Origin of the sequence: Actinoallomurus sp. NBC_01490, assembly GCF_036227085.1 — a bacterium.
Classification (GTDB): domain Bacteria; phylum Actinomycetota; class Actinomycetes; order Streptosporangiales; family Streptosporangiaceae; genus Actinoallomurus; species Actinoallomurus oryzae.
This window is the reverse complement of the sequence record NZ_CP109433.1, coordinates 9,491,456-9,511,387: the sequence shown is the minus strand read 5'-3', so window position 1 is coordinate 9,511,387 and position 19,932 is coordinate 9,491,456. Positions and strand designations below refer to the sequence as shown.

20 protein-coding genes are annotated in these 19,932 nt (G+C 69.8%); 13 read left to right on the top strand and 7 right to left on the bottom strand.

Going from position 1 to position 19,932, the window contains the following annotated elements:
* Positions 1-87 precede the first annotated feature (87 nt).
* Both mca and OG417_RS43590 read left to right on the top strand, forming a co-directional pair.
* Positions 88-954, top strand: a complete 867-nt coding sequence (mca, locus tag OG417_RS43595) for a mycothiol conjugate amidase Mca (RefSeq protein ID WP_329263013.1) — start codon at positions 88-90, stop codon at positions 952-954.
* A complete protein-coding gene (locus OG417_RS43590; protein ID WP_329242181.1) occupies positions 951-1,223 on the top strand; it encodes a hypothetical protein in 273 nt (90 codons plus the stop codon). The genes mca and OG417_RS43590 overlap by 4 nt, the downstream gene beginning before the upstream one ends.
* Here OG417_RS43590 and OG417_RS43585 read toward each other — a convergent pair.
* Positions 1,174-1,968: a phosphatase PAP2 family protein gene (locus tag OG417_RS43585; RefSeq protein ID WP_329242178.1), complete on the bottom strand. Its 795-nt coding sequence runs from the start codon at positions 1,966-1,968 to the stop codon at positions 1,174-1,176. The two genes, OG417_RS43590 and OG417_RS43585, sit on opposite strands and share 50 nt — an antisense overlap.
* 259 nt (positions 1,969-2,227) lie before the next feature.
* On the opposite strand from OG417_RS43585, the gene OG417_RS43580 reads away from it, so the two are divergent.
* From OG417_RS43580 to OG417_RS43565, 4 genes are all read left to right on the top strand, one after another.
* Entirely contained in the window at positions 2,228-2,932 is a 705-nt protein-coding gene (locus tag OG417_RS43580; protein WP_329242173.1) for a response regulator transcription factor, read from the top strand.
* Positions 2,932-4,413 (top strand): sensor histidine kinase, encoded by a 1,482-nt coding sequence (locus OG417_RS43575; protein WP_329242170.1) that lies wholly within the window; start codon positions 2,932-2,934, stop codon positions 4,411-4,413. Before OG417_RS43580 ends, OG417_RS43575 begins: the two co-directional genes overlap by 1 nt.
* Before the next feature lie 179 nt (positions 4,414-4,592).
* On the top strand, positions 4,593-6,470 hold the full coding sequence (locus OG417_RS43570) for a fluorothreonine transaldolase (RefSeq protein WP_329242167.1): 1,878 nt from the start codon (positions 4,593-4,595) through the stop codon (positions 6,468-6,470).
* A 74-nt stretch (positions 6,471-6,544) separates the two neighbouring features.
* The gene (locus OG417_RS43565) at positions 6,545-7,036 is read left to right on the top strand and encodes a YbaK/EbsC family protein (RefSeq protein ID WP_329242164.1); all 492 of its coding nucleotides are present in this window, start codon (positions 6,545-6,547) and stop codon (positions 7,034-7,036) included.
* A gap of 24 nt (positions 7,037-7,060) precedes the next feature.
* On the opposite strand, the gene OG417_RS43560 is transcribed toward OG417_RS43565, so the two are convergent.
* Together OG417_RS43560 and OG417_RS43555 are read right to left on the bottom strand one after the other, a co-directional pair.
* The gene (locus OG417_RS43560; RefSeq protein ID WP_329242161.1) at positions 7,061-7,597 is read right to left on the bottom strand and encodes a helix-turn-helix domain-containing protein; all 537 of its coding nucleotides are present in this window, start codon (positions 7,595-7,597) and stop codon (positions 7,061-7,063) included.
* Positions 7,598-7,666: 69 nt separating this feature from the next.
* A complete protein-coding gene (locus OG417_RS43555; RefSeq protein WP_329242158.1) occupies positions 7,667-8,617 on the bottom strand; it encodes a DMT family transporter in 951 nt (316 codons plus the stop codon).
* Positions 8,618-9,180: 563 nt separating this feature from the next.
* On the opposite strand from OG417_RS43555, the gene mtnA reads away from it, so the two are divergent.
* Positions 9,181-10,197 carry an S-methyl-5-thioribose-1-phosphate isomerase gene (gene mtnA, locus OG417_RS43550; protein ID WP_329242155.1) on the top strand — a complete coding sequence of 339 codons (1,017 nt, stop codon included), beginning with the start codon at positions 9,181-9,183 and terminating at the stop codon, positions 10,195-10,197.
* Positions 10,198-10,376: 179 nt separating this feature from the next.
* Entirely contained in the window at positions 10,377-12,020 is a 1,644-nt protein-coding gene (locus OG417_RS43545; protein WP_329242152.1) for a S1C family serine protease, read from the top strand.
* Positions 12,021-12,192: 172 nt separating this feature from the next.
* On the opposite strand, the gene OG417_RS43540 is transcribed toward OG417_RS43545, so the two are convergent.
* Positions 12,193-13,602: an efflux RND transporter periplasmic adaptor subunit gene (locus OG417_RS43540; protein ID WP_329242149.1), complete on the bottom strand. Its 1,410-nt coding sequence runs from the start codon at positions 13,600-13,602 to the stop codon at positions 12,193-12,195.
* Positions 13,603-13,831: 229 nt separating this feature from the next.
* Between OG417_RS43540 and OG417_RS43535 the strand changes: the two genes are divergently transcribed.
* The 4 genes from OG417_RS43535 to OG417_RS43520 all read left to right on the top strand — a co-directional run bounded on the left by OG417_RS43535 (position 13,832) and on the right by OG417_RS43520 (position 17,730).
* Positions 13,832-15,007, top strand: a complete 1,176-nt coding sequence (locus OG417_RS43535; protein WP_329242146.1) for an efflux RND transporter periplasmic adaptor subunit — start codon at positions 13,832-13,834, stop codon at positions 15,005-15,007.
* The gene (locus OG417_RS43530; protein ID WP_329242142.1) at positions 15,004-15,726 is read left to right on the top strand and encodes an ABC transporter ATP-binding protein; all 723 of its coding nucleotides are present in this window, start codon (positions 15,004-15,006) and stop codon (positions 15,724-15,726) included. The genes OG417_RS43535 and OG417_RS43530 overlap by 4 nt, the downstream gene beginning before the upstream one ends.
* A 108-nt stretch (positions 15,727-15,834) precedes the next feature.
* Positions 15,835-17,115, top strand: a complete 1,281-nt coding sequence (locus OG417_RS43525) for an ABC transporter permease (protein ID WP_329242139.1) — start codon at positions 15,835-15,837, stop codon at positions 17,113-17,115.
* Between the two features lie 9 nt (positions 17,116-17,124).
* Positions 17,125-17,730 carry a hypothetical protein gene (locus tag OG417_RS43520; RefSeq protein ID WP_329242136.1) on the top strand — a complete coding sequence of 202 codons (606 nt, stop codon included), beginning with the start codon at positions 17,125-17,127 and terminating at the stop codon, positions 17,728-17,730.
* On the opposite strand, the gene OG417_RS43515 is transcribed toward OG417_RS43520, so the two are convergent.
* Entirely contained in the window at positions 17,702-18,415 is a 714-nt protein-coding gene (locus tag OG417_RS43515; protein WP_329242133.1) for a permease prefix domain 1-containing protein, read from the bottom strand. The two genes, OG417_RS43520 and OG417_RS43515, sit on opposite strands and share 29 nt — an antisense overlap.
* Positions 18,412-18,750, bottom strand: a complete 339-nt coding sequence (locus tag OG417_RS43510) for a PadR family transcriptional regulator (protein WP_329242130.1) — start codon at positions 18,748-18,750, stop codon at positions 18,412-18,414. Before OG417_RS43510 ends, OG417_RS43515 begins: the two co-directional genes overlap by 4 nt.
* Before the next feature lie 127 nt (positions 18,751-18,877).
* Here OG417_RS43510 and OG417_RS43505 point away from each other — a divergent pair, with 127 nt between their 5' ends.
* On the top strand, positions 18,878-19,222 hold the full coding sequence (locus tag OG417_RS43505; RefSeq protein ID WP_329242127.1) for a DoxX family protein: 345 nt from the start codon (positions 18,878-18,880) through the stop codon (positions 19,220-19,222).
* Between the two features lie 92 nt (positions 19,223-19,314).
* Here OG417_RS43505 and OG417_RS43500 read toward each other — a convergent pair whose 3' ends face one another.
* Entirely contained in the window at positions 19,315-19,860 is a 546-nt protein-coding gene (locus OG417_RS43500) for a hypothetical protein (protein ID WP_329242124.1), read from the bottom strand.
* Positions 19,861-19,932: the final 72 nt, after the last annotated feature.

Genomic DNA, 19,932 nt, shown 5'->3' with positions numbered 1-19,932 from the left:
CGGTCCCGCATCGGATGAATACGACCTTACGCTCACGGGGAGCCTGAGTTGTCCGAGACCTCGACGTGTCGCGAACCGCTGCGCCTGATGGCCGTGCACGCCCATCCGGACGACGAGTCCAGTAAGGGTGCGGCGACCATGGCGCGCTATGCCGCCGAAGGCGTTCAGGTCCTCGTGGTGACCTGCACCGGGGGCGAGCGCGGCGACATCCTCAACCCCGCGATGGACCGTCCGGAGATCAAGGAGAACCTCCCCGCGGTGCGGATGGAGGAGATGGCCAAGGCCCGTGAGATCCTCGGCGTCGAGCAGCAGTGGCTCGGTTTCGTCGACTCGGGACTGCCGGAGGGCGAGCCGCTGCCGCCGTTGCCGGAGGGCTGCTTCGGCCTGCAGCCGATCGAGGTGGCCAGTGAGCCGCTCGTACGCGCCGTACGGGAGTTCCGTCCGCACGTCATGCTGACCTACGACGAGAACGGCGGTTACCCCCACCCCGACCACATCATGACCCACAAGGTCTCGGTGGAGGCGTTCGACGCGGCGGGCGACCCCGACCGCTACCCCGGCACCGGGGAGCCGTGGCAGCCGCTCAAGCTCTACTACCACATGACCTTCCACCAGGACCGCTACCTCGCCGAGCACCAGGCGATGCTCGACGCCGGCCTCGAGTCGCCGTACGAGGAGATGCTCAAGCGCTGGCAGGACCGGCCGCTGAAGTGGGAGATCACCACCAAGGTGCCGTGCGCGGACTATTTCGACGTACGCGACCAGGCGCTGATCGCCCACGCGACGCAGATCGACCCGAACGGCCCGTTCTTCGCCTGCCCGACCGACCTCCGGCGCAAGGCATGGCCGACCGAGGACTACCATTTGGCACGTTCGCTAGTGGACACCGAACTGCCGGAGGACGATCTGTTCGCCGGTGTTCAGGAGGTCCAGGAAAAGGTGTGCCTGCCATGATGATTCTCGCGGTCAACGAAGACCAGGTGACCCCTGGGGTTGGCGCGTTCCTCATCGTCGCGGCGCTGGGCGTGACGCTCTTCTTCCTGATCCGGTCGATGAACAAGCGAATCGCGCGCATCGAGGCCCCGAGCGAGGACGACCTGCGCCAGGCCGAGTGGGAGCGTCGCCAGGCCGACCGGGACTCCGGTGACCAGGGCGGCAAGGCGGCCGCCGGCGTCAAGAAGAAGGCCGAGTCGCGCTCCGAGGGCGATCAACCGGACGCCTGACGCGGCGCCGCTCGCGCAGCCGGGCGAGCAGCGCCCCGACGGCGATCACCATCAGACCGGCGACGGCGTCGGCGATGTAGTGGTTGGCGGTGCCGACCACGACGATGAACATGAACACCGGATAGACGACGCCGAGCGCCCGCAGCCAGCCCCAGTTCGCGTGGCGCGCGATCTGCCAGCCGCACCAGGCGGCCCAGCCGACGTGCAGCGATGGCATCGCCGCGAACTCATTGGTCAGCCCGGCCAGACCCCGGGGCGCGCTGGCCGCGCTTCCCCACCAGCCCCAGTCGTGATACCGGGCGAGGGTGTCGACGAACCCGGGCAGCATGCGCGGTGGGGCGGTGGGGAAGAACCAGAACCCGAGCAGCCCGATGAGCGTCGCGATCACCAGCGCCGTACGCGCGCCGCGGTAGGAGCGGGGCCGGCAGCGCCACAGCCACCCCAGCACCACCGGCGTCACCACGTAGTGCAGCGTGGCGTACGCGTAGGACAGCGGCACGCCGAACTCCGGGATCGCGGAGAAGGTGTGGTTGATGCCGGTCTCGTCCGCGATGCGCAGCGTGTGTTCCAGACGCAGCACGCGATGGGCGTTGGTGAAGGCCTCACCGTGGCCGGCCGAGACGAGCAGGCGTACCCCGTCGTACATCAGGTACATCGCGCCGAGCAGGGCGACCTCACGCCACCAACGGGGGCGGATCTTCGCGTCCGGCGCTGAGACCGGTGGGGCCGGTGCGAGCCGGCTCATCCCGTGCGTGCCCTGGTCAACAAGGAGCCCCCTCCGCCGGCGATCCCCCGGGGCGGGGGAGGCCTTATCCCCACGCAAAGTATATATGTGCAAACTACATCTATAGCGGCCGGAACAGGTCGGTGTGGCGGGGAGGCGCACGGCGTGTCTCCTTGATGCCTGTGCGCCCCTGATGCCCGTCAACACCCAGGAGCCCGGACGTGTTCCTCCAGTCCTTCGTCAGGGCACGTTCAGGTAGTACTCAACTCCGCAGGCCAGGATGGAGACCGTGAGTGAAGCGCGCCTGCTCGTAGTCGAGGACGAGCCCAACATCCTGGAACTCCTGTCCGGCAGCCTCCGCTACGCGGGGTTCGAGGTCGTCACCGCGACCGGCGGCAGTGACGCGGTGCAGGTGGCCCTGCAGCGCCGCCCCGACCTCATCGTGCTCGACGTCATGCTGCCCGACATGGACGGTTTCGACGTCATCCGCAGGCTGCGCGGCGGCGGGGCGCACATTCCGGTGCTGTTCCTCACCGCGAGAGACGCCACCCAGGACAAGATCCGGGGGCTGACCCTCGGCGGCGACGACTACGTGACCAAGCCGTTCAGCCTCGAAGAGGTCATCGCCCGCATCCGCGCCGTCCTCCGCCGCGCCCAGGGCGGCCCGGCCGAGGCGCCCCCGCGGCTGAGCTTCGCCGACCTCGAGCTGGACGAGGAGAGCCACGAGGTCTGGCGGGCCGGCAAGCCCATCCAGCTCTCGCCGACCGAGTTCAAGCTGCTGCGCTACTTCATGACCAACGCCAACCGTGTGCTGTCCAAGGCACAGATCCTCGACCACGTGTGGGACTACGACTTCCGCGGCGACACCGGGATCGTCGAGTCCTACGTCTCGGTGCTCCGCCGCAAGCTCGACAAACTCGGCCCCCGCCTGATCCACACCCTGCGCGGGGTCGGCTACGTACTGCGCCTGCCGCCGGAGCAGTAGTGCCGCCCTGGCTGACCCGCCTGTCCGCGCGGACCCCGCTGCGGGTCAAGCTCATCGCCGCGTCGCTGGCGCTCGTCGCCCTGGCGCTGGTCGCGGTGAGCGTGGCGAGCGTCTCGGCGATGCGCGGTTACCTGCTGGACAAGACCGACCGGCAGCTCACCGGGTTCGCCCGCGTCACGGCCCGGGTGATCAGTCAGCCCGGACCGGCCCAGACGAAGGTGCCGGTGACCGGGCAGTTCGTCGTCCAGGTACGCGATGCGGCCGGCCGGGTCCTGGCCAACTCCAACGGATCGATCTGGCGTGAGTCGGTGCCGAACCCCGCGGTCCCGCAGGACGCCGCGTGGCTGACCGCCCACGCCGAGCAGGCCGTCACCGTCGGCGCGGTCTCCGGCGACGCCCACTGGCGCGTCCACGTCGAGCCCATCGCCGGCGGCTACGTGGTGGTGGCCGCGGACCTGCGCGATGTCGCGCGCACGACCGGCCGTCTGATCGGCGTGGAGATCGTCGTCGGCAGCATCGTGCTGGTGCTCGTGATGGGCCTCGGCATCGCGATCGTCCGCGCCAGCCTGCGCCCGCTGGTGCACATCGAGAACACCGCCGAGGCCATCGCGGCGGGAGACCTGTCACGCCGCGTGCCCGACGCCGACCCGCGTACGGAGGTCGGCCGCCTCGGCAACGCGCTCAACGGCATGCTCTCCCAGATCGAGACGGCGTTCCGCGCCCAGGCGAAGTCGGAGGCGACCGCCCGCGAGTCGGAGGAGCGGATGCGCCGCTTCATCGCCGACGCCAGCCATGAGCTGCGGACGCCGCTCGCGGTGATCCGGGGCTTCGCGGAGTACTACCGGCAGCGTTCCGACGTCTCGCCGGACGAGCTCGACCGGCTGATCGGCCGGGTCGAGGACGAGGCCGCGCGCATGGGCGTCCTGGTCGATGACCTGCTGCTGCTGGCCCGGCTCGACCAACAGCGCCCGCTGGCGCGCAAGCCGGTCGACCTTCTCGCGCTGGCCGCCGACGCCGTGCACGACGCACGGGTCGTGGACGGATCGCGGGAGATCACGCTGTCGGTGCGCAGCGGCTCGGCCTTCATCGTGACCGGCGACGAGGTACGTCTCCGGCAGGTGATCGGCAACCTCGTGAGCAACGCGCTGCGGCACACGCCGTCCGGCACGCCCGTCGAGGTGGTCATCCGGTCCGGGCTGCTCGGCGACTCTCCGGCGGCCGTGCTGGAGGTCGTCGACAAGGGTCCGGGCATGCCGCCCGAACAGGCCGAGCGGGTGTTCGAGCGGTTCTACCGCGCCGACCCGGCCCGGAGCCGCGGCGGCACCGGGCTGGGCCTGGCGATCGTCGCCGGGCTGGTCGAGGCCCACGGCGGCTCGGTCTCGGTGGAGACCAAGCCCGGCGAGGGCGCGACCTTCCGCGTCGTCCTGCCGCTCGACCCGGACGCCATCGAGGCCGACACGGCCGAGCCGGCGCACCCTTAGCGCCCGTCCTCGTGCGCGGTGTCCACGGAGTGTCCGACAGGGTCGGATTCTCGCGCCGTGTCACAAATGGCGTATACCCCTGTGTCTTCGGGTACATAAGCGATTCGCCCCGTTGCTGCCGATATACCGCAGGACTACTCTTGCTGTTCGGTCGCCATCACTGGGGAGAGTGACACGAAATGTTCGAGCGCGAGACAGACGGCGGGATATTATCGCTCGATGACATATCTCGGCTGATCCACTTAGAGGAGCAGCTGGCGGGCGACGTCCTCCATCTCACGGCCAACGAGACGGCCCTTTCGCCGTTGGCGCAACGTGCGATGTGCAGCTCCCTTTCGAACAGGTATCTGCTCGAACACCTCGACATGCGGCAGGACTCGCCGTCCCGGCTCGGCAACCTGCTCTATCGGGGCCTCGATGCGGTGAACGAGATCGAGCGGTCGGCCACCGAAGTCTGCCGCCGGCTGTTCGGAGCCGAGTATGCCGAGTTCCGGTGCGTGTCGGGCCTCCACGCGATGCAGACGACGTTCGCCGCGCTGACCCGGCCGGGCGACAAGATCATGCGGGTGTCCACCCAAGATGGGGGCCATTTCCTCACCGAGCTGATCTGTCGCTCGTTCGGCCGGGAAAGCTGCACGTACGCCTTCCGCGATATCGGTGAACTCGATCTCGAACGAACGCGGGAGACGTTCGAGCAGGAGCGGCCGAGCCTGCTCTACATCGATGCGATGAACTACCTTTTCCCGCTGCCGATCCAAAAACTGCGCGCGCTCGTCGGCGACACGCCGATCATCTTCGATGCCTCGCATACGCTCGGGCTGATCGGCGGAAAACAGTTTCCCAATCCGTTGGATGAGGGTGCGGACATCATCCAGGCGAACACGCACAAGACCTTGTTCGGTCCGCAGAAGGGTATCATTCTGGGGAACAACCGCGCACTGATGGAACGCATCGGATACACGCTTTCCAACGGTCTGGTCAGCAGCCAGCACACCGCTTCCCTGCTGGCGCTCTGCGTGGCCTTACATGAGCTCTATTCGGAGGGTGAGCGCTACGCCGCGAAAGTGCTGCACACCGCACGCACACTGGCCGCCGCGGTCAACGACGCGGGAATGCCGGTGCTCGGCGGCGACCGAGGGTTCACCAACAACCACATGTTCTTCATGGATGCGCGCCCATTCGGCTCCGGGCTCATCCTTCTCGACAAGCTGATCGCCGCCAACATTTCGGCGAACCGTCTGATTCCCTTCTCCAATGTGGACGCGATCCGCTTCGGAGTCCAGGAGATCGTCCGGCACGGTTACGACGACGACGACCTCGCCCGGATCGCCGGACTCATCAGGAGGGTCGTCGTCGACAAGGAGCCCCCGGAGCGGGTGAAGCCCGAGGTCATCGATCTCGTGCGCGCGCATCCGACCGTGCACTTCACCGGCGAGCGAACCGAGCGACAGGCGCCGCCGAGGCAGCGGAGCGTCGTGACCGACGGGCGCGGAAGGCGGCCGAGATGGGTGGAGATAAACCTCGAACGAGAGGCTGCCGACGTTTCCGATGAGCACTTCCGGCAGTTTTCGACGCTCGGCGCCAAGGCCGGCGTCTTCGAGCACCAGGTGGACTCGGCGGGCAACATCAGCGTATTCACCGGAAAGCGGCTCATCGTCACGGCGACGGGCGCCTATATCAGAAAACTGAGCCCACGCGATCTGGTCGAGGTCTCGGGTTTCGTCGACGGGGCTCTCCAGTGTCGTGGTGAGGGACCGCCGAGCACGGAAGTCTACCTCCATCACCTGCTGCGCGAGCGGTTGGGCGCGCGATTCGTCGTTCATAATCACTATATTCCGGATCACCGGCTCGAGCGGTCGGGGATCGCGAGCATCCCAGCCGAAGAATATGGGAGTGTGCGACTGGCCGAAGCGGCCGTGGAGGCCGCCACCGAGCACAAGGTATTCTACGTTCGCCGGCATGGCCTGGTCTTCTGGGCGACGACCTTCGACGAGTGCTGCGCGTTGCTCGACGATTTCGTGCGCGAGCTGGATCTGATCAAATCGCGTATGGGCTGACGTTGCGATTACCAACGATTTCGCAGCCAAGGTGATAGCATTTCGCGAAACACCGCGTTGGCCCGGAGGAGTAGATGTCCGACAACTCGACCTACGACCAGCTCATCAAGCTTCTGGACGAGAGAGGCGCCAGATATCGTCTTATCGACCACCCGCCGGAGGGGCGAACGGACATCGTGAGCCCCATGCGAGGAAATGAGCTGCGGCAGGCGGCCAAATGCATGGTCGTGATGGTGAAGCAGGGGAAGAAAGTCACCAAGTACGTGCTGGCCGTGGTTCCGGGCGACCGAAAGGTCGACCTTAATGCGATCAAACGCCTCAAGAATGGCACCTATGTCTCATTCGCCAACCCGGAGATCGCGGAGCGCCTGGCCGGCAGCGTCGTGGGCACGATTCTGCCGCTGAGCTTCACCTCCGAGCTCGAGCTCATCGTCGACCCGAAACTGTTCGAAGGGACGGACGAGCTGTTCTTCAACGCCGCACGCCTCGATCGTTCGATGGCTCTGCACGTCGATGACTACAAGGCGATCTCCGACGCGACACTCGAACCGATCTCTCAGGAGTAGCGGCGAGCCCGAAGCGTCCGGACGTCAGGGCATGACCGGGTAACTCATCACGACCACTGCTCTGACGTCCTGGCCGCGGGCCTCATAGAAGTGCGGAGAGTCGGCCGGAAAGATCACGAAATCACCGGAGTCGAGGTCCAGCGACTCCCCGTCGACGCTGATCGTGATCGGCCCCCGGTCGACCACGATGTGCTCGATCGTGCCGGCGATATGGCCGGGACTCTCGATCCGGTAGCCGGCGACGGCGATCCTCAGCCGCCACACCTCTGTGTTCATGCCAGGGCCGATCCGGTGGAACAGCTCCTGTTTGAAGGGCCCCGTGACCTCGGTCGCCCGGAGTGCGACCGGCCCCGGCGGGGGCACCGGCTGGATCAGGTCTCCCAACGGGAGCCGAAGCGCGACGGCGATCGCGGCGATCGTTTCGATGGTCGGGTTGCCCTGCCCCGCCTCGATGTTCGAAAGGGTGGCCTTGCTCACCCCCGATTCGCGGGCCAGCGCCGAGACCGACATCTTGCGGAGTAGCCGCAGTCGCCTGACCTGGGCGCCGACCATGCGCCCCATCTCTCCCGGAGACGTCGGTGAAACTGGAGTCCACGGCTGGCCGGGCGACCGAGAATGCATACGCACATGCTAGGCGTGTGCCGATTCGTGTGCTTCGCGCGACGGCTGCGGTGATTCCGTCGCCGGCCGCTCGCGCCCCTCGTACATCCGGCCTACCGCAGCGGAGACGACGATCAGTGTGCCGCCGATGACCTGCAGCGGGGTGAGGGTGTCTTTCGCGACCGCGACGGCGAACAGCGCGGAGAAGACCGGCTCGGTACTGAGGATCAGACCGACCCGTGTGGAGCTCGAAGCACGGGCGGACCTCAGCTGGACGAAAAAGGCGAAAGAGGTGCCCATGACGCCCAGGTAGGCGATCAGCAGCCAGGCCGAGGGGCGCGTCGACGTGATCGTGGAGACGAGAGGTTCGCCGCTCACGACCGCGGTGAGACCCGCGAGGAGCGCCACCACGACGAACTCGATCAGCGTCAGGTTGACCAGCGACTGCCGCCGGCCCGCCGTCTGCCGGCCGAACAGCGTGATCTGCGTCGCTCTGACCATGGCGGCGCCGAGAATGATGAAGTCGCCCGAGTGCGGGCGAAACCCGTCGGAGAGCAGGAGCAACCCGCAGCCGATCAGGGCGCTCGCCGTCGCCGCGTACACGATCAGGAGCTGTTTTCGCCCGCTGATCACGCGTTCGAGCGCGGGGATCAGAACGACCGATACGGTGATGAGGAATCCCGCGTTCGCGGCCGAGGTGTACCGCACCCCTACGGTCTCCTGGATGAGAATTCCGTACAGCAGCGTGCCGAAGAAGGTGCCCGTGAGCACCTCGTTCCAGGTCAGCTCCCTAAGGGTTTTCAAGGCGAGCAGTGCAATGGCAGGTAGTGCGCACACGAAACGTAACATCAGGAAGGCGGCGGCCGGCGTGTGCTCGCCGACGACCTGCATGACGACATAACTCGACCCCCAGATGATCGCTACCAAGAGTAGCGAGACGTCGTCGACCAGGTGGCCCCTGCTGCTTACTCTAGTGATCACATCGTTCAATATAGTAAACGCGCTTCCGCCGTACAAGCGTGCCGCCCGCCTCTCCCCGCCGTCGTCTTCCGCCGTTCCGCCGTGCCGGCCGGGTGGCTCACCGCGGCCTGCCGGCGGACGTGCTCGCCCGTGGCCTGCCGAGATGGCCGCCGGGCCGCAGGTCGACGCGGTGGTTCGGCGCGGCCCGGTCGAGTCCGGCGACCACCGGGACCGAACGCCGTGGCGCCGCGGCACTTACAACCTTCGTCCGATCCACTACACCTAACGGAGAGTGACATTTTCCTACGAATTCGACATTGCCCGGAGTGATCTGCGCTAATTAGTTTCACCGCAGAAGTCGGCAAATTCCCGAGTCGGAGAAATAAAGGCTGGCAGAAATGGCGCCAAAGAGCGACCGGTACCCGATAACCGCTTTCTGACCAGCGAAAAAAGCCGTTAACGGCGTTGATCCTGCTGCCCGGAATCACATCGGAGATCGCCGGTTATCGGCTGGATCGGACCTTCGTCCGCAGGCTCGGAAATCGAAGCTCCGCCTTGTCCCGGTAAGAGGAGAAGAAAAGATCATGGACCGTCCACTTGAATGGCGAGCCCACCGCATCCACGCTCTCGACCAGACGGTGCTCCCGTTCGACGTCCGACACCTCGCCATCACCAGTGTCACCGAGCTGGTCAGCGCGATCAGGCGCCTCGTCATACGCGGCGCTCCTCTGCTCGGCGCGGCCGGTGCGCTCGGGGTGGCACTCGCGGCGTACCAGGCCGAACGGGAGGGCTGGTCGGCCGAGCGACTCGACCAGGAGATCGGCCGCATCCGCGAGGCCCGGCCCACCGCGGTCAACCTCGCGGGCGGCGTCGACGCGGTCCGCCCGTTCGTCGCCGCCGGACCGGCCGCCACCGAAGAGGCCGCGTTGGCGGAAGTGGGCCGGATCACCGCGGCCAATCGCGAGATCGGCGAGCGCGGTGCGCACCACTTATCCGGATCCGGTTCCGGGCCGCTGCGGATCCACACCCACTGCAACACCGGAGCCCTCGCGTGTGTCGAATGGGGGACCGGGCTGGGGATCATTCGGTCCCTGCACGAGCGCGGCCGTCTGGACCACGTCATCGTGGACGAGACGAGGCCACTGCTCCAAGGCAGCCGTCTCACCTGCTGGGAGCTCGCCGAGCTCGGAATCGAGCACCGCGTCGTGTGCGACGGCGCCGGGCCCTTCGTGATCGCCCAGGGCTGGGCCGACGCCGTCGTCGTAGGCGCCGACCGGATCGCGGCGAACGGCGACGTGGTCAACAAGGTCGGAACTTACGGTCTCGCCCTCGCGGCGCACGAGGCCGGGCTGCCCTTCGTCGTCGCCGCGCCGGAATCGACCATCGACGTGTCGGTGCCGACCGGCGCGGCCATCCCCATCGAGTCGCGCTCCGGGCAGGAGGTGACCCACCTGGCCGGTGCACCGGTGGCGAGAGAGGGCACACAGGCACTGAACCTCGCCTTCGACGTCACCCCGGCGCGGTTGGTCACGGCCATCGTCACCGAACGGCGCGTCATCACGGCCGATGCGCCGATCAGCGCCGGAACCGGCACACGGTGAGCGGCGACCGGACCACGTCCGGGGGCCGCCGTCCCCTGCTCGGCTCCGCGCGCCGCCGCATATCCCTGCGCCTTAACACAGGCTTTATTGCGGCAACCTTCAGGCGCGTCTCAGCGTGACTCCAGCCCGGCGCGCGATTCTCTGAGTATCACCAAATGAGGGATCTTGGGGAGTGAGCGATGGAGACCCACGAGCAGCCGACGGGCGGCCACGAGGAAGAGCCGCGCGATGAGGCGCCACTGGAGTCCGAACGGGAGACCGGCACCTCCCCGGCCGCGTCGGACCAGGCGACGTACGTGCAGGCGTGGCCACCGCCTCCGGCCCCGCGGACGCCGGCCGACGATGAGACCCGACCGGCGCCCGCGCCGCAGGCGCAGCCCGGCGGTTCCGACCAGCAGGAGCCCGGTCGGCAAGAGCCCGGTCAGCAGGCGTACGGCCGGCAGGAATACGGTCATCAGCAGGCGTACGGTCAGCCGGGCTACGGCGAGCAGGCCTACGGACAGCAGGTGCCGGGACAGCAGATGCCGGGCCAGCAGATGCCGGGACAGCAGGTACCCGGGCAGCAGGTGCCGGGGCCGCACGACCGGCCCTACGGTCAGGCGGCGTTCGGCGAGCAGGGGTACGGCCCCGGCCCGGCGTACGGTCCGGGCCCCGGCGGCCATCCGTGGTGGACGACGAAGCGGAAGGCCGCGGCCGGTGGTCTCGCCCTGGCGCTGATCCTCGGCGGCGGTCTCGCCGGCGGCGCCGTGGCCGCGGTGATCGGCGGCAGCAACAGCACGTACGCCAGCCCGACCGCCGTGAAGGGCGCGTCCAACAGGTCGGCCACCGGTGTCGCGGCGATCGCCCAGGCGGTGCAGCCGAGCACCGTGTCGATCACCGCGACGACCCAGCAGGGTCAGGACGGGGGCACGGGCGTCATCATCCGGTCCGACGGCATGATCCTCACCAACAACCATGTGGTCGCGGACGCCGAGGGCGGCGGCCAGATCTCGGTGAAGTTCAGCGACGGCAAGAAGGCCTCGGCGCAGATCGTCGGCACCGACCCGGCGACGGATCTCGCGGTGATCAAGGCGGAGGGAGTGTCGGGGCTCAAGCCGGTGACGTTCGGCAACAGCGATCAGTTGCAGGTCGGCGACCCGGTGGTGGCGATCGGCAGCCCGCTCGGCCTGGAGGGCTCGGTGACGTCCGGCATCATCAGCGCCCTGCACCGTACGCTCACCGAGAGCGGGGATCAGCAGCAACAGCAGCCTCCGGGCTTCCCGTTCGGCGGCGGGCAGGACCAGGGCGGGCAGAACCAAGGCGGGCAGAACCAGGGCGGGCAGAACAGTTCGGGCGGCACCGCGATCGCCGACGCCATCCAGACGGACGCCGCCATCAACCCGGGCAACTCGGGCGGCCCGCTGGTGAACGCCTCCGGCCAGGTCATCGGCATCAACACGGCGATCCTCACGTCGGGCAACAGCAACGGCAACATCGGCGTCGGCTTCGCCATCCCGATCGACACGGCCAAGCAGGTCGCCGACCAGCTCATCAAGACCGGCAAGGCCACGCACGCCTACCTGGGAGTGACACTGTCCGACGCGCAGGGCGACCAGCAGGGCGCCCTGGTGGTGTCCGTGCAGAGCGGCACCCCGGCCGCCTCGTCCGGCCTGAAGGAGGGTGACATCGTCACCCAGGTGGACGGCAAGGCGATCGACGGAGCCGACGATCTGTCCGCGGCGATCCGCGGTCACAGCCCGGGCGACAAGATCTCCCTGACGTACCTGCGCAACGGCGAGAAGCACACGGTGAACATCACGCTGGGGTCCAACGGCGGTACCTGACCGGGAGGCCGCGGTGCCCTGACGCCCGTGGGGCACCGCGGCCGTCCCTCCGCGGTCTACGTGAAGACGGCCCGAGCCGGATCCGGCTCGGGCCGTTCGCGCGATGGGACGCCCGGCAAAGGGGACCTGCCGCCCGGCGAGGGGGATGGCGTCGCGTTCGCCCGATGAGGTGTCAGCTGCCCGGGAAGGTGGGGCTGGGGAAGCCGTCCGAGCCCGTGCCGGACGACACGACGACGTGGTCGCCGGCGCTCAGGCCCGACGTGATGGCGACGTAGCGGTCACTGCGGATGCCCGTGCGCACGGTGCGGACCGTCGTGCGGCCGCCCCGGCGTACCAGGACCGTGGCCTGGCCGTTCGACTTCGGGTGGACCGCGCCGGCCGGCACGTACAGCGTGCTCTCCGCCTGGGCGGTCACCACCTCGACGGTGGCGCTCATGCCCGTACGCAGACCCGCGGGCGGCGTGTCGTCCAGAGAGATCATCACGCCGAACAGCGCCCGGCCGCCGTCGGTCGTCGCGGCGGGGTCGATGCGCGCGACCGTGCCGCGGTAGGTGCGGCCGGGGCTCATCGCGAGGCTGATCTCGGCCGACCGACCGAGCTTCAGCTGGTTGACCTCGCCGAGGGGGAACATCGCCTGGACCTGCAGGTCGTCCAGGTCGCCGAGGGTGATGAAGCCGGTACGGCTCTGGCCGGTCACCTGACCTCCGACCGTGCCGCCGACCGACAGGATCGTGCCGTCGATCGGCGCGGTGAGCTTGGTGGCGGCGAGCGTGCGTTCCGCCTCGCGCTCCTTGACCTCGGCCTGCGTGACGCTCGCGGCGGCCAGCTGCACCGAGTTGACCTGGCAGCCGCCGCCCTTCCCACCGCCGCGGGCGCCGCCGGAGCCCGCGTCCGTACGCCGGCCGCCCCCGGTGTTCCGGCTCGGCCGTGTCGTCGGCTTGGAGCTGTGGGTGGGGGTCCCCGTGGGACGCGACGTGGTCGGTGCCGGCGTCGGCGACGTACGGGTGGGCGTGGGCTTCGAGGTCGGGCTCGGCGTCCTACGCGTCGGCGTGGGCGTCGGGGTCGGGGTCCTGGAGCGGGTGGGCCGGGAGGACGGCCGCGACTTCGTACCGCCGGCCGGCCCCGACCTCTGGCGTCCGCTTCCGGAGGGGTAGTCGGCCTGCTGCGCCTGGCTCCCGCCGCCGGACGCGCCGCCCGCACCGCCGCCGCAGATGCCCTGCTGCGCCTTGCCGTAGGTCTCGTCCGCCGCCGCGACGGCCGCCTTCGCGGCCTCGAGCTGCTCGCGCGCGTCGGTGTCGTCGAGACGCGCGAGGACCTGCCCGGCCCGTACCTTGTCGCCGGAGGCGACCTCGATCTCCCTCACCGTTCCCGACGTGCCGAACACCAGGTCACGGGTGTCGGCGCTCTGGACGGTCCCGGCCGCGCCGGCCGTCGCGGTGACGTCGCCGCGCAGAACCGTCGCCTGCGTGACGGCACGCGCCGGCGCGTCGCCCACCGCCACCAGCCCGCTGGCGAGGGCGACGGCCGCGCCGGCTGCGAGCCAGGGAGGTCTGCGTAGATCGCGTAGGGTGGACCGGTTCACGGACCGAGATCTTCGTGGCCGAAGGTGACGGAGACCCGAGTCTGCCCTGAGAGTTTCCTGAACGACGCCTGCCCGGCCACCACCCCATGACGCGGGCGGTATGCCACCGGCCAGGACCTCTGCCATAAAAGGGGGCAATATGCGGTCGTCGTACGACATCTCCTGGCACGCAGGAACCTTTCAGGGACGAATCAGGTTCGCCCCAGCCGGGTCCGCGACGCTGTAGCGGGTGAAAGCCCTCCTTCGTCGCCGGCGCCTGCTGCTCAACGGCGCGCTGGCTCTTCTTCTCCTCGTCGGCGTCGGCGTCGCCTACCTGTCGCTGCGCGACGACGCGGGCGCCTCGTCGCCCGGCCGCATCGTACGTGTGAGCCGCGGCACCGTCGTGTCCTCGGTCTCGGCCTCCGGCTCGGTGGCCAGCGCGAAGTCCCGTGACCTCTCCTTCGGAACGAGCGGCACGGTCGACTCGATCAAGGTCCAGGTCGGCGACAAGGTGAAGAAGGGGCGGCTTCTGGCGACGCTCGACGACACGAGCGCGCGGGACAACCTGGAGTCCGCCAAGGCCGCGCTCAGCGCCGCCGAGGCGGGCGACACCTCGACCCCCTCCGGCTACTCCAGCTACGTGCAGGCCAAGGCGTCCTACGACAGCGCCGTGCGCGCGCTCGACGGCACCGAGCTCCACGCGCCCTTCAGCGGAACGATCATCTCGGTCAACGGATCGGTCGGCGGCTCCTCCAGCGGGTCGAGCAGTTCGAGCAGCAGTTCCAGCAGCGGCTCCGGAAGCAACGGCGGGGGCGGAGGCGGCGGTTCCGCCTCGACCTCGTCGAGCAGCTCGTCCAACAGCAGCTCGGGCAGCGGGTTCATCACCATCGCCGACACCTCGAAGCTGGACATCAAGGGCGAGTTCACCGAGGCCGACGTCGCGAAGATCAAGAAGGGCCAGCAGGCGTCGGTGACCTTCGACGCCATGCAGGGCACGCGGGCGAGCGGCAAGGTCACCGCGATCGACCAGACCTCGACGACGTCCAACAACGTCGTTCAGTACGGCGTGACCGTCAGCCTCACCGACCCGCCGAGCGGGCTGCGCATCGGCGCCACGGCGACGGTCCAGATCACCACGGCCAGCGCCGAGAACGTCCTGTACGTGCCCACCGCCGCCGTACGGACCGCGGGCGGGCGGGGGACCGTCACGGTCATGTCCGGCGGCAAGCAGGTCACCAAGATCGTGGAGACCGGGATCCAGGGCGCCCAGGGCACCGAGATCAAGTCCGGGTTGAACGAGGGGGATCAGGTGCTGGTCGCCGGCAGCGGGACGACGGGCGGGGGCGGGTTCCCGACCGGCAGGTTCCCCGGCGCGGGCGGCTTCGGCGGCGCCGGCGGCGGAGCCCGGGGCGGAGGCCGCGGATGACCGTCCTCGACGTCCGAGACGTCACCAAGGTGTACGGCGAGGGCGGCACGGCGGTGCAGGCGCTGCGCGGCGTGTCCATGACCGTCGAGCAGGGCGACTACGTCGCGATCATGGGCGCGTCCGGCTCCGGCAAGTCGACGCTGATGAACATCCTCGGCTGCCTCGACGTGCCCACCTCCGGCCGTTACCTGCTCGACGGCACCGACGTGGGCACGCTGGACGAGCGCAGGCTCGCGATCGTGCGCAACCGCAAGATCGGATTCGTCTTCCAGTCCTTCAACCTCATCCCGCGGATGAGCGCGCTCGCCAACGTCGAGCTGCCGCTCGCGTACGGCGGGGTGAAGGCGGCCGACCGCCGACGGCGGGCGCTCGCCGCCCTCGACCGCGTCGGGCTCAGCGAGCGGGTCGACCACGAGCCGAACGAGCTGTCCGGCGGCCAGCAGCAGCGCGTGGCGGTCGCGCGGGCCCTCGTCACGGCGCCCGCGCTGCTGCTCGCCGACGAGCCGACCGGCAACCTGGACACGAAGTCGACCACCGACGTGCTGGAGGTCCTCGACGGCCTCAGCGCCGCCGGTCGCACGATCGTGCTGATCACGCACGAGAACGATGTGGCACGCCACGCCAAGCGGGTGATCCGCCTGGTCGACGGCCTGATCGTCGACGACCGGCGCAGGGCGCACGTGGACGAGCCGCCGCCCGGGCCGGTGGGGCTGCGATGACCGCGAACGGTGAGCGACCGGTGAACGCGAGCGGGTCCGGGGCGGCGAGCGTGGCGACGGGCGAGGTACGAGCGCTCCGCGGAGCGAGTGAGGAGCGGTGAGCGACCGATGAGTCTCGAAGTCCTCAAGTTCGCGCTCCGCGGCCTGGCGGCCAACAAGCTCCGCAGTGGCCTGACCACGCTGGGCATCCTGATCGGCGTCGGCGCGGTGATCCTGCTCGTGGCGGTCGGCAACGGCTCGTCCAAGCAGGTGCAGCAGAACATCGAACGGCTCGGCACCAACACGCTGACCGTCATGCCCTCGACATCGCGCGGCGGCGGGCGCGGCGGCGGCGTCATCGCCCGTGTGTTCGGCGGCGGTGCCCCCGGCGCCGGGGCGCAGCAGCAGACCGGGCCGCGGACGCAGGCGCACGACCTGACCGTCGACGACGCGCGGGCGATGGCCGACGCGTCGGCGGCCCCGTCGGTCAAGAGCGTCTCCCCGGTGGTCAACGCGTCCTCGGCGAACGCCGCGTACGCGGGGACCAGCCACACGATCCAGCAGTTCGTCGGCACCTACCCGACGTACTTCGAGGCGTCCAACGACCCGGTCGAGCGCGGCAGCTACTTCACCAACGACGACGTGCTGAACGACCGCAAGGTCGTCGTGATCGGGCAGACCGTGAACGAGGACCTGTTCGGCACGGTCGACGCGGTCGGCAAGCAGATCACCGTGAGCGGCGTGAACTTCACCGTCGTGGGGGTGCTCAAGACCAAGGGCTCGTCGGGCTTCCAGGACGCCGACGACGTGGCGATCGCGCCGCTGCCGGCCGTCCAGGAGAGCCTGACCGGGTACGGCGCGCTGAACCAGATCGTCGTGCAGGCCAAGACACCCAAGACCGTCGACGCCGCGCAGTCGGAGATCACCGACATCCTGAACCAGCGGCACGGCATCAGCGGCAGCAACACGGCGGACTTCCAGATCATGAACCAGGCGACACTTCAGTCGGCGATCAGCAGTAGCAGCAAGACGTTCACCGTGCTGCTCGGCGCGGTGGCGGCGATCAGCCTGCTGGTCGGCGGCATCGGCATCACCAACATCATGTTGGTGACCGTGACCGAGCGGACCCGCGAGATCGGCATCCGCAAGGCGATCGGCGCGCCGCGCGGCGCCATCCTCGGCCAGTTCCTCGTCGAGGCGACCGTGCTCAGCCTCCTGGGCGGGCTGCTCGGCGTCGCCGCGGGTGTGATCGGCAGCGAGTTCAAGGTCGTGGGGGTCAAGCCGGTCATTGTCCCCAGCTCGATCGTGCTGGCCCTCGGGGTCTCCATCGCGATCGGCCTGTTCTTCGGCAGCTATCCCGCCAACCGCGCGGCCAAGCTCCGGCCCATCGAAGCCCTCCGCCACGAATAGGGAGCAACCGTGACTGGAACCCGGCGCAAGACGAACGACGCGCCACCTGAGGCCCTCGATGTGCCCCCCGAGGATCTGCTGAACACCCCGCCGTTCGAGGGCGACCTGGCCGAGGAGCTCAAGGCCGACGACCGGCCGAGGCGCCGGCCGCCGTCGGCGACCGTTCTGCTGGTCGCGGGCGTCCTGCTGGTGGGCGGCTTCGTCGGCGGCGTCCAGGCCGACCGCCACTGGGGCGCCAAGAAGTCCTCGTCCGACCCCGCGGCGCTGCTCGGTCAGCTCCGGAGGAGCGCCGGGGGCCAGGCCGGAGGCTTCGGCGGCGGTCCCGGCGGCTTCGGCGGCCAGAACGGCCAGAACGGCCGGCAGGGCGGCGCCCCGACGGCCGGGGGCGGTACGGCCGGCGGTGGCACGTCGGGCACGGTCAAACTCGTGGACGGCGACACCATCTACGTCCAGACGCCGAACGGGATCGTCCGCGTGAAGACGACCGGCTCCACGAAGGTCACCATCGCCAAGAAGTCGACCGCCAAGGCGCTCAAGGCCGGTTCCAAGGTCGTGGTGCAGGGCACCGCGGGCCAGGACGGCACGGTCACGGCGACGAGCGTCCAGGGCGGCTGACCGCGCGGACGGCGAGACAGCCCCGGACCGCGCGGCCGGTGAAGGCGAGCCGCGCGAGGCTGGCGGCCGCGGCCACCCCCGCCGGGAACGCGGCGATCCCGGCGGGAGCGGCGGCCTGGACGGCGAGCAGGACGAGCAGGGTGAGGTCGATCGGCGCGGTGCCGCCGGCGGCGATCGCCGCGGTGACGAGGGGACGGCCGGGGAGCCGGCCGGTGAACCGGCCGGTGGCGGCCACGGTGAACAGGGCCCCGGCGATGGCCGTCGCGAGTGCGATCACGGCGAGATGGACGACCGGCCGGGCCCCGGCCGGCGGACCGTCCCAGTGCCAGGGCGGAACGGGCCGGCCGCCGATGCCGCCGGTCATGGCGGTGGCCACCCACAGGAGGCCGATCAACGGGCCGGCCGTCACCAGGGGCAGCACGACGCGGCGGGCCTGGGCGGCGGCCAGCTCGGCGCGGAATCCCTCGGCGACCCGCGCGGCGTCACCGAACTCGCCGACGGCGGCGCGCGCGGCCTGGAGGGGACTCAGCCCGGCGGAGCGGTGGGCGTCGGACGCGTCGGCGAGACCGGCCCGCAGCTCGGCGATGATGTCGCGGCGCGCCCCGGCCGGGCCGTTCAGCCGGGCGGCGACCTCGTCCAGGTAGGCCGCGATGACCTCCGGCCCGGCGCCGGAGCCGCCGGTCACGGTGTCGCCGGCCGCCGATGCGGCCCGAGCAGGGTGGTGACGGCGGCGGAGAACTCCTGCCAGGCATGGCGCTCGTCGGACAGCGCCCGGCGGCCGTTCGCGGTGAGCTCGTACACGCGACGCCGCCGCCCGCCCTCCTCGGACCAGCGAGCGCGTACGTGCCCGGCCCGCTCGAGGCGGCGCAGGGCGGGATAGACCGTGCCGGTGGGCAGGTCGAACCGGCCGCCGCTGCCCGCGCGCAGGACCTCCATGACCGCGTAGCCGTGGCGGGGACCGTCCTCCAGCGCGGCCAGCAGCATGCCGTCCAGATGACCCTTCAACGCTTGCGCACTCATACGTAGCAAAGCTACCGTCGGCAATATGAGTAGTAAAGCTACATGTAGTGATACTGCTGTCGAGCGAAGACCGGTCCGGTACGGGTTCACGCACGGCCGGGCGCTCGCGTACTGGTCGGCCACCGTCATGGTGGCGGCCGAACTCGGGGTCGGCGGACTGTGGGACGTCGCGCGCATCCCGTACGTCCGCGACCTCGTGGTGCACCTGGGCTATCCGCCCTATTTCCTGGTGCTGATGGGCTCCTGGAAGATGCTGGGCGCCGCCGCCCTGCTCGTGCCGGGGTACGCGCTGCTGAAGGAGTGGGCCTACGCGGGCGCCTTCTTCACCTACAGCGGGGCCATCGTGTCCCACCTGGTCACCGGCTACGCCCTCGGCGAGCTGGTGCCGCTCACCGTGATCGCGGCGCTGACCGTCGTGTCCTGGTCGCTGCGCCCTCCGAGCCGCCGCACCCACCGCTTCGCCGCGCGCTGACCGGGCCCGTAAAGCGGGGAGCCGCGCGGGGGAGGGAACCCGCGCGGCTGGGGGACCCGCGCGAGGGAGGAGAGCTCGCGCGGGCGTCTGGGTCAGCTCGGCGACGGACGCGGGGAGAACGTCGGGAGCAGCGGCTTGCAGGTCTTGAGGGCCTTGGCGACCTTCGGGTCCGCCGTGTCGAGACCGCCGAAGAGGCCCGCGCCCGGCGAACGGCGGGCGCCCGGGGTGCGCTGGGCTCCGGGCGTGCGCTGGGCGCCCGGCGTGGGGGTCGGCAGCTTCACTCCGTGGTCGGACAGGCAGCTGCGGTACGCCTGAAGCTCCTGCATGCCCTGCCCGCCGAAGCGGCCGCCTCGCGGGGCCAGCGACCGGCAGGCCTGAACCGCCTGCTGGTTCGCGCCGCCGCCGAAGAAACGGCCGCCGCCTCCTGAGGGACGGCCCGAGGGGCGGCCCGAGGGACGCGCGGTCGGGATGTTCACTCCGTGTTGTTTCAGGCAGGCGGCGTACGCGGCGAAACCGCTCGAGGACGCCGATCCGGAAGGCGAGGTCGCCGCCTTGTCACCCGAGGAGGACCCGCAGGCCGCGGTGAGGAGCAGTGCGGCACCCGACGCCAGCAACACTCCGCCCTGGAGGATTCGCATGATGCCGGATGGTGGCCCACCATCCTGGAGCCTGCCTCAGGCGAACCTGAAAGGTTCCCCAACGCCGGGGTG

Bases quoted from the DNA above. Each gene is read 5' to 3' on its own strand.
- OG417_RS43505 (WP_329242127.1), top strand. From the start codon at position 18,878: ATGGTGGCGGCCGAACTCGGGGTCGGCGGACTGTGGGACGTCGCGCGC.
- OG417_RS43585 (WP_329242178.1), bottom strand. From the start codon at position 1,968: ATGAGCCGGCTCGCACCGGCCCCACCGGTCTCAGCGCCGGACGCGAAG.
- OG417_RS43530 (WP_329242142.1), top strand. From the start codon at position 15,004: ATGACCGTCCTCGACGTCCGAGACGTCACCAAGGTGTACGGCGAGGGC.
- OG417_RS43565 (WP_329242164.1), top strand. From the start codon at position 6,545: ATGTCCGACAACTCGACCTACGACCAGCTCATCAAGCTTCTGGACGAG.
- OG417_RS43510 (WP_329242130.1), bottom strand. From the start codon at position 18,750: ATGAGTGCGCAAGCGTTGAAGGGTCATCTGGACGGCATGCTGCTGGCC.
- mtnA (WP_329242155.1), top strand. From the start codon at position 9,181: ATGGACCGTCCACTTGAATGGCGAGCCCACCGCATCCACGCTCTCGAC.
- OG417_RS43525 (WP_329242139.1), top strand. From the start codon at position 15,835: ATGAGTCTCGAAGTCCTCAAGTTCGCGCTCCGCGGCCTGGCGGCCAAC.
- OG417_RS43545 (WP_329242152.1), top strand. From the start codon at position 10,377: ATGGAGACCCACGAGCAGCCGACGGGCGGCCACGAGGAAGAGCCGCGC.
- mca (WP_329263013.1), top strand. From the start codon at position 88: ATGGCCGTGCACGCCCATCCGGACGACGAGTCCAGTAAGGGTGCGGCG.
- OG417_RS43590 (WP_329242181.1), top strand. From the start codon at position 951: ATGATGATTCTCGCGGTCAACGAAGACCAGGTGACCCCTGGGGTTGGC.
- OG417_RS43570 (WP_329242167.1), top strand. From the start codon at position 4,593: ATGTTCGAGCGCGAGACAGACGGCGGGATATTATCGCTCGATGACATA.
- OG417_RS43500 (WP_329242124.1), bottom strand. From the start codon at position 19,860: ATGCGAATCCTCCAGGGCGGAGTGTTGCTGGCGTCGGGTGCCGCACTG.
- OG417_RS43560 (WP_329242161.1), bottom strand. From the start codon at position 7,597: ATGGGGCGCATGGTCGGCGCCCAGGTCAGGCGACTGCGGCTACTCCGC.
- OG417_RS43580 (WP_329242173.1), top strand. From the start codon at position 2,228: ATGGAGACCGTGAGTGAAGCGCGCCTGCTCGTAGTCGAGGACGAGCCC.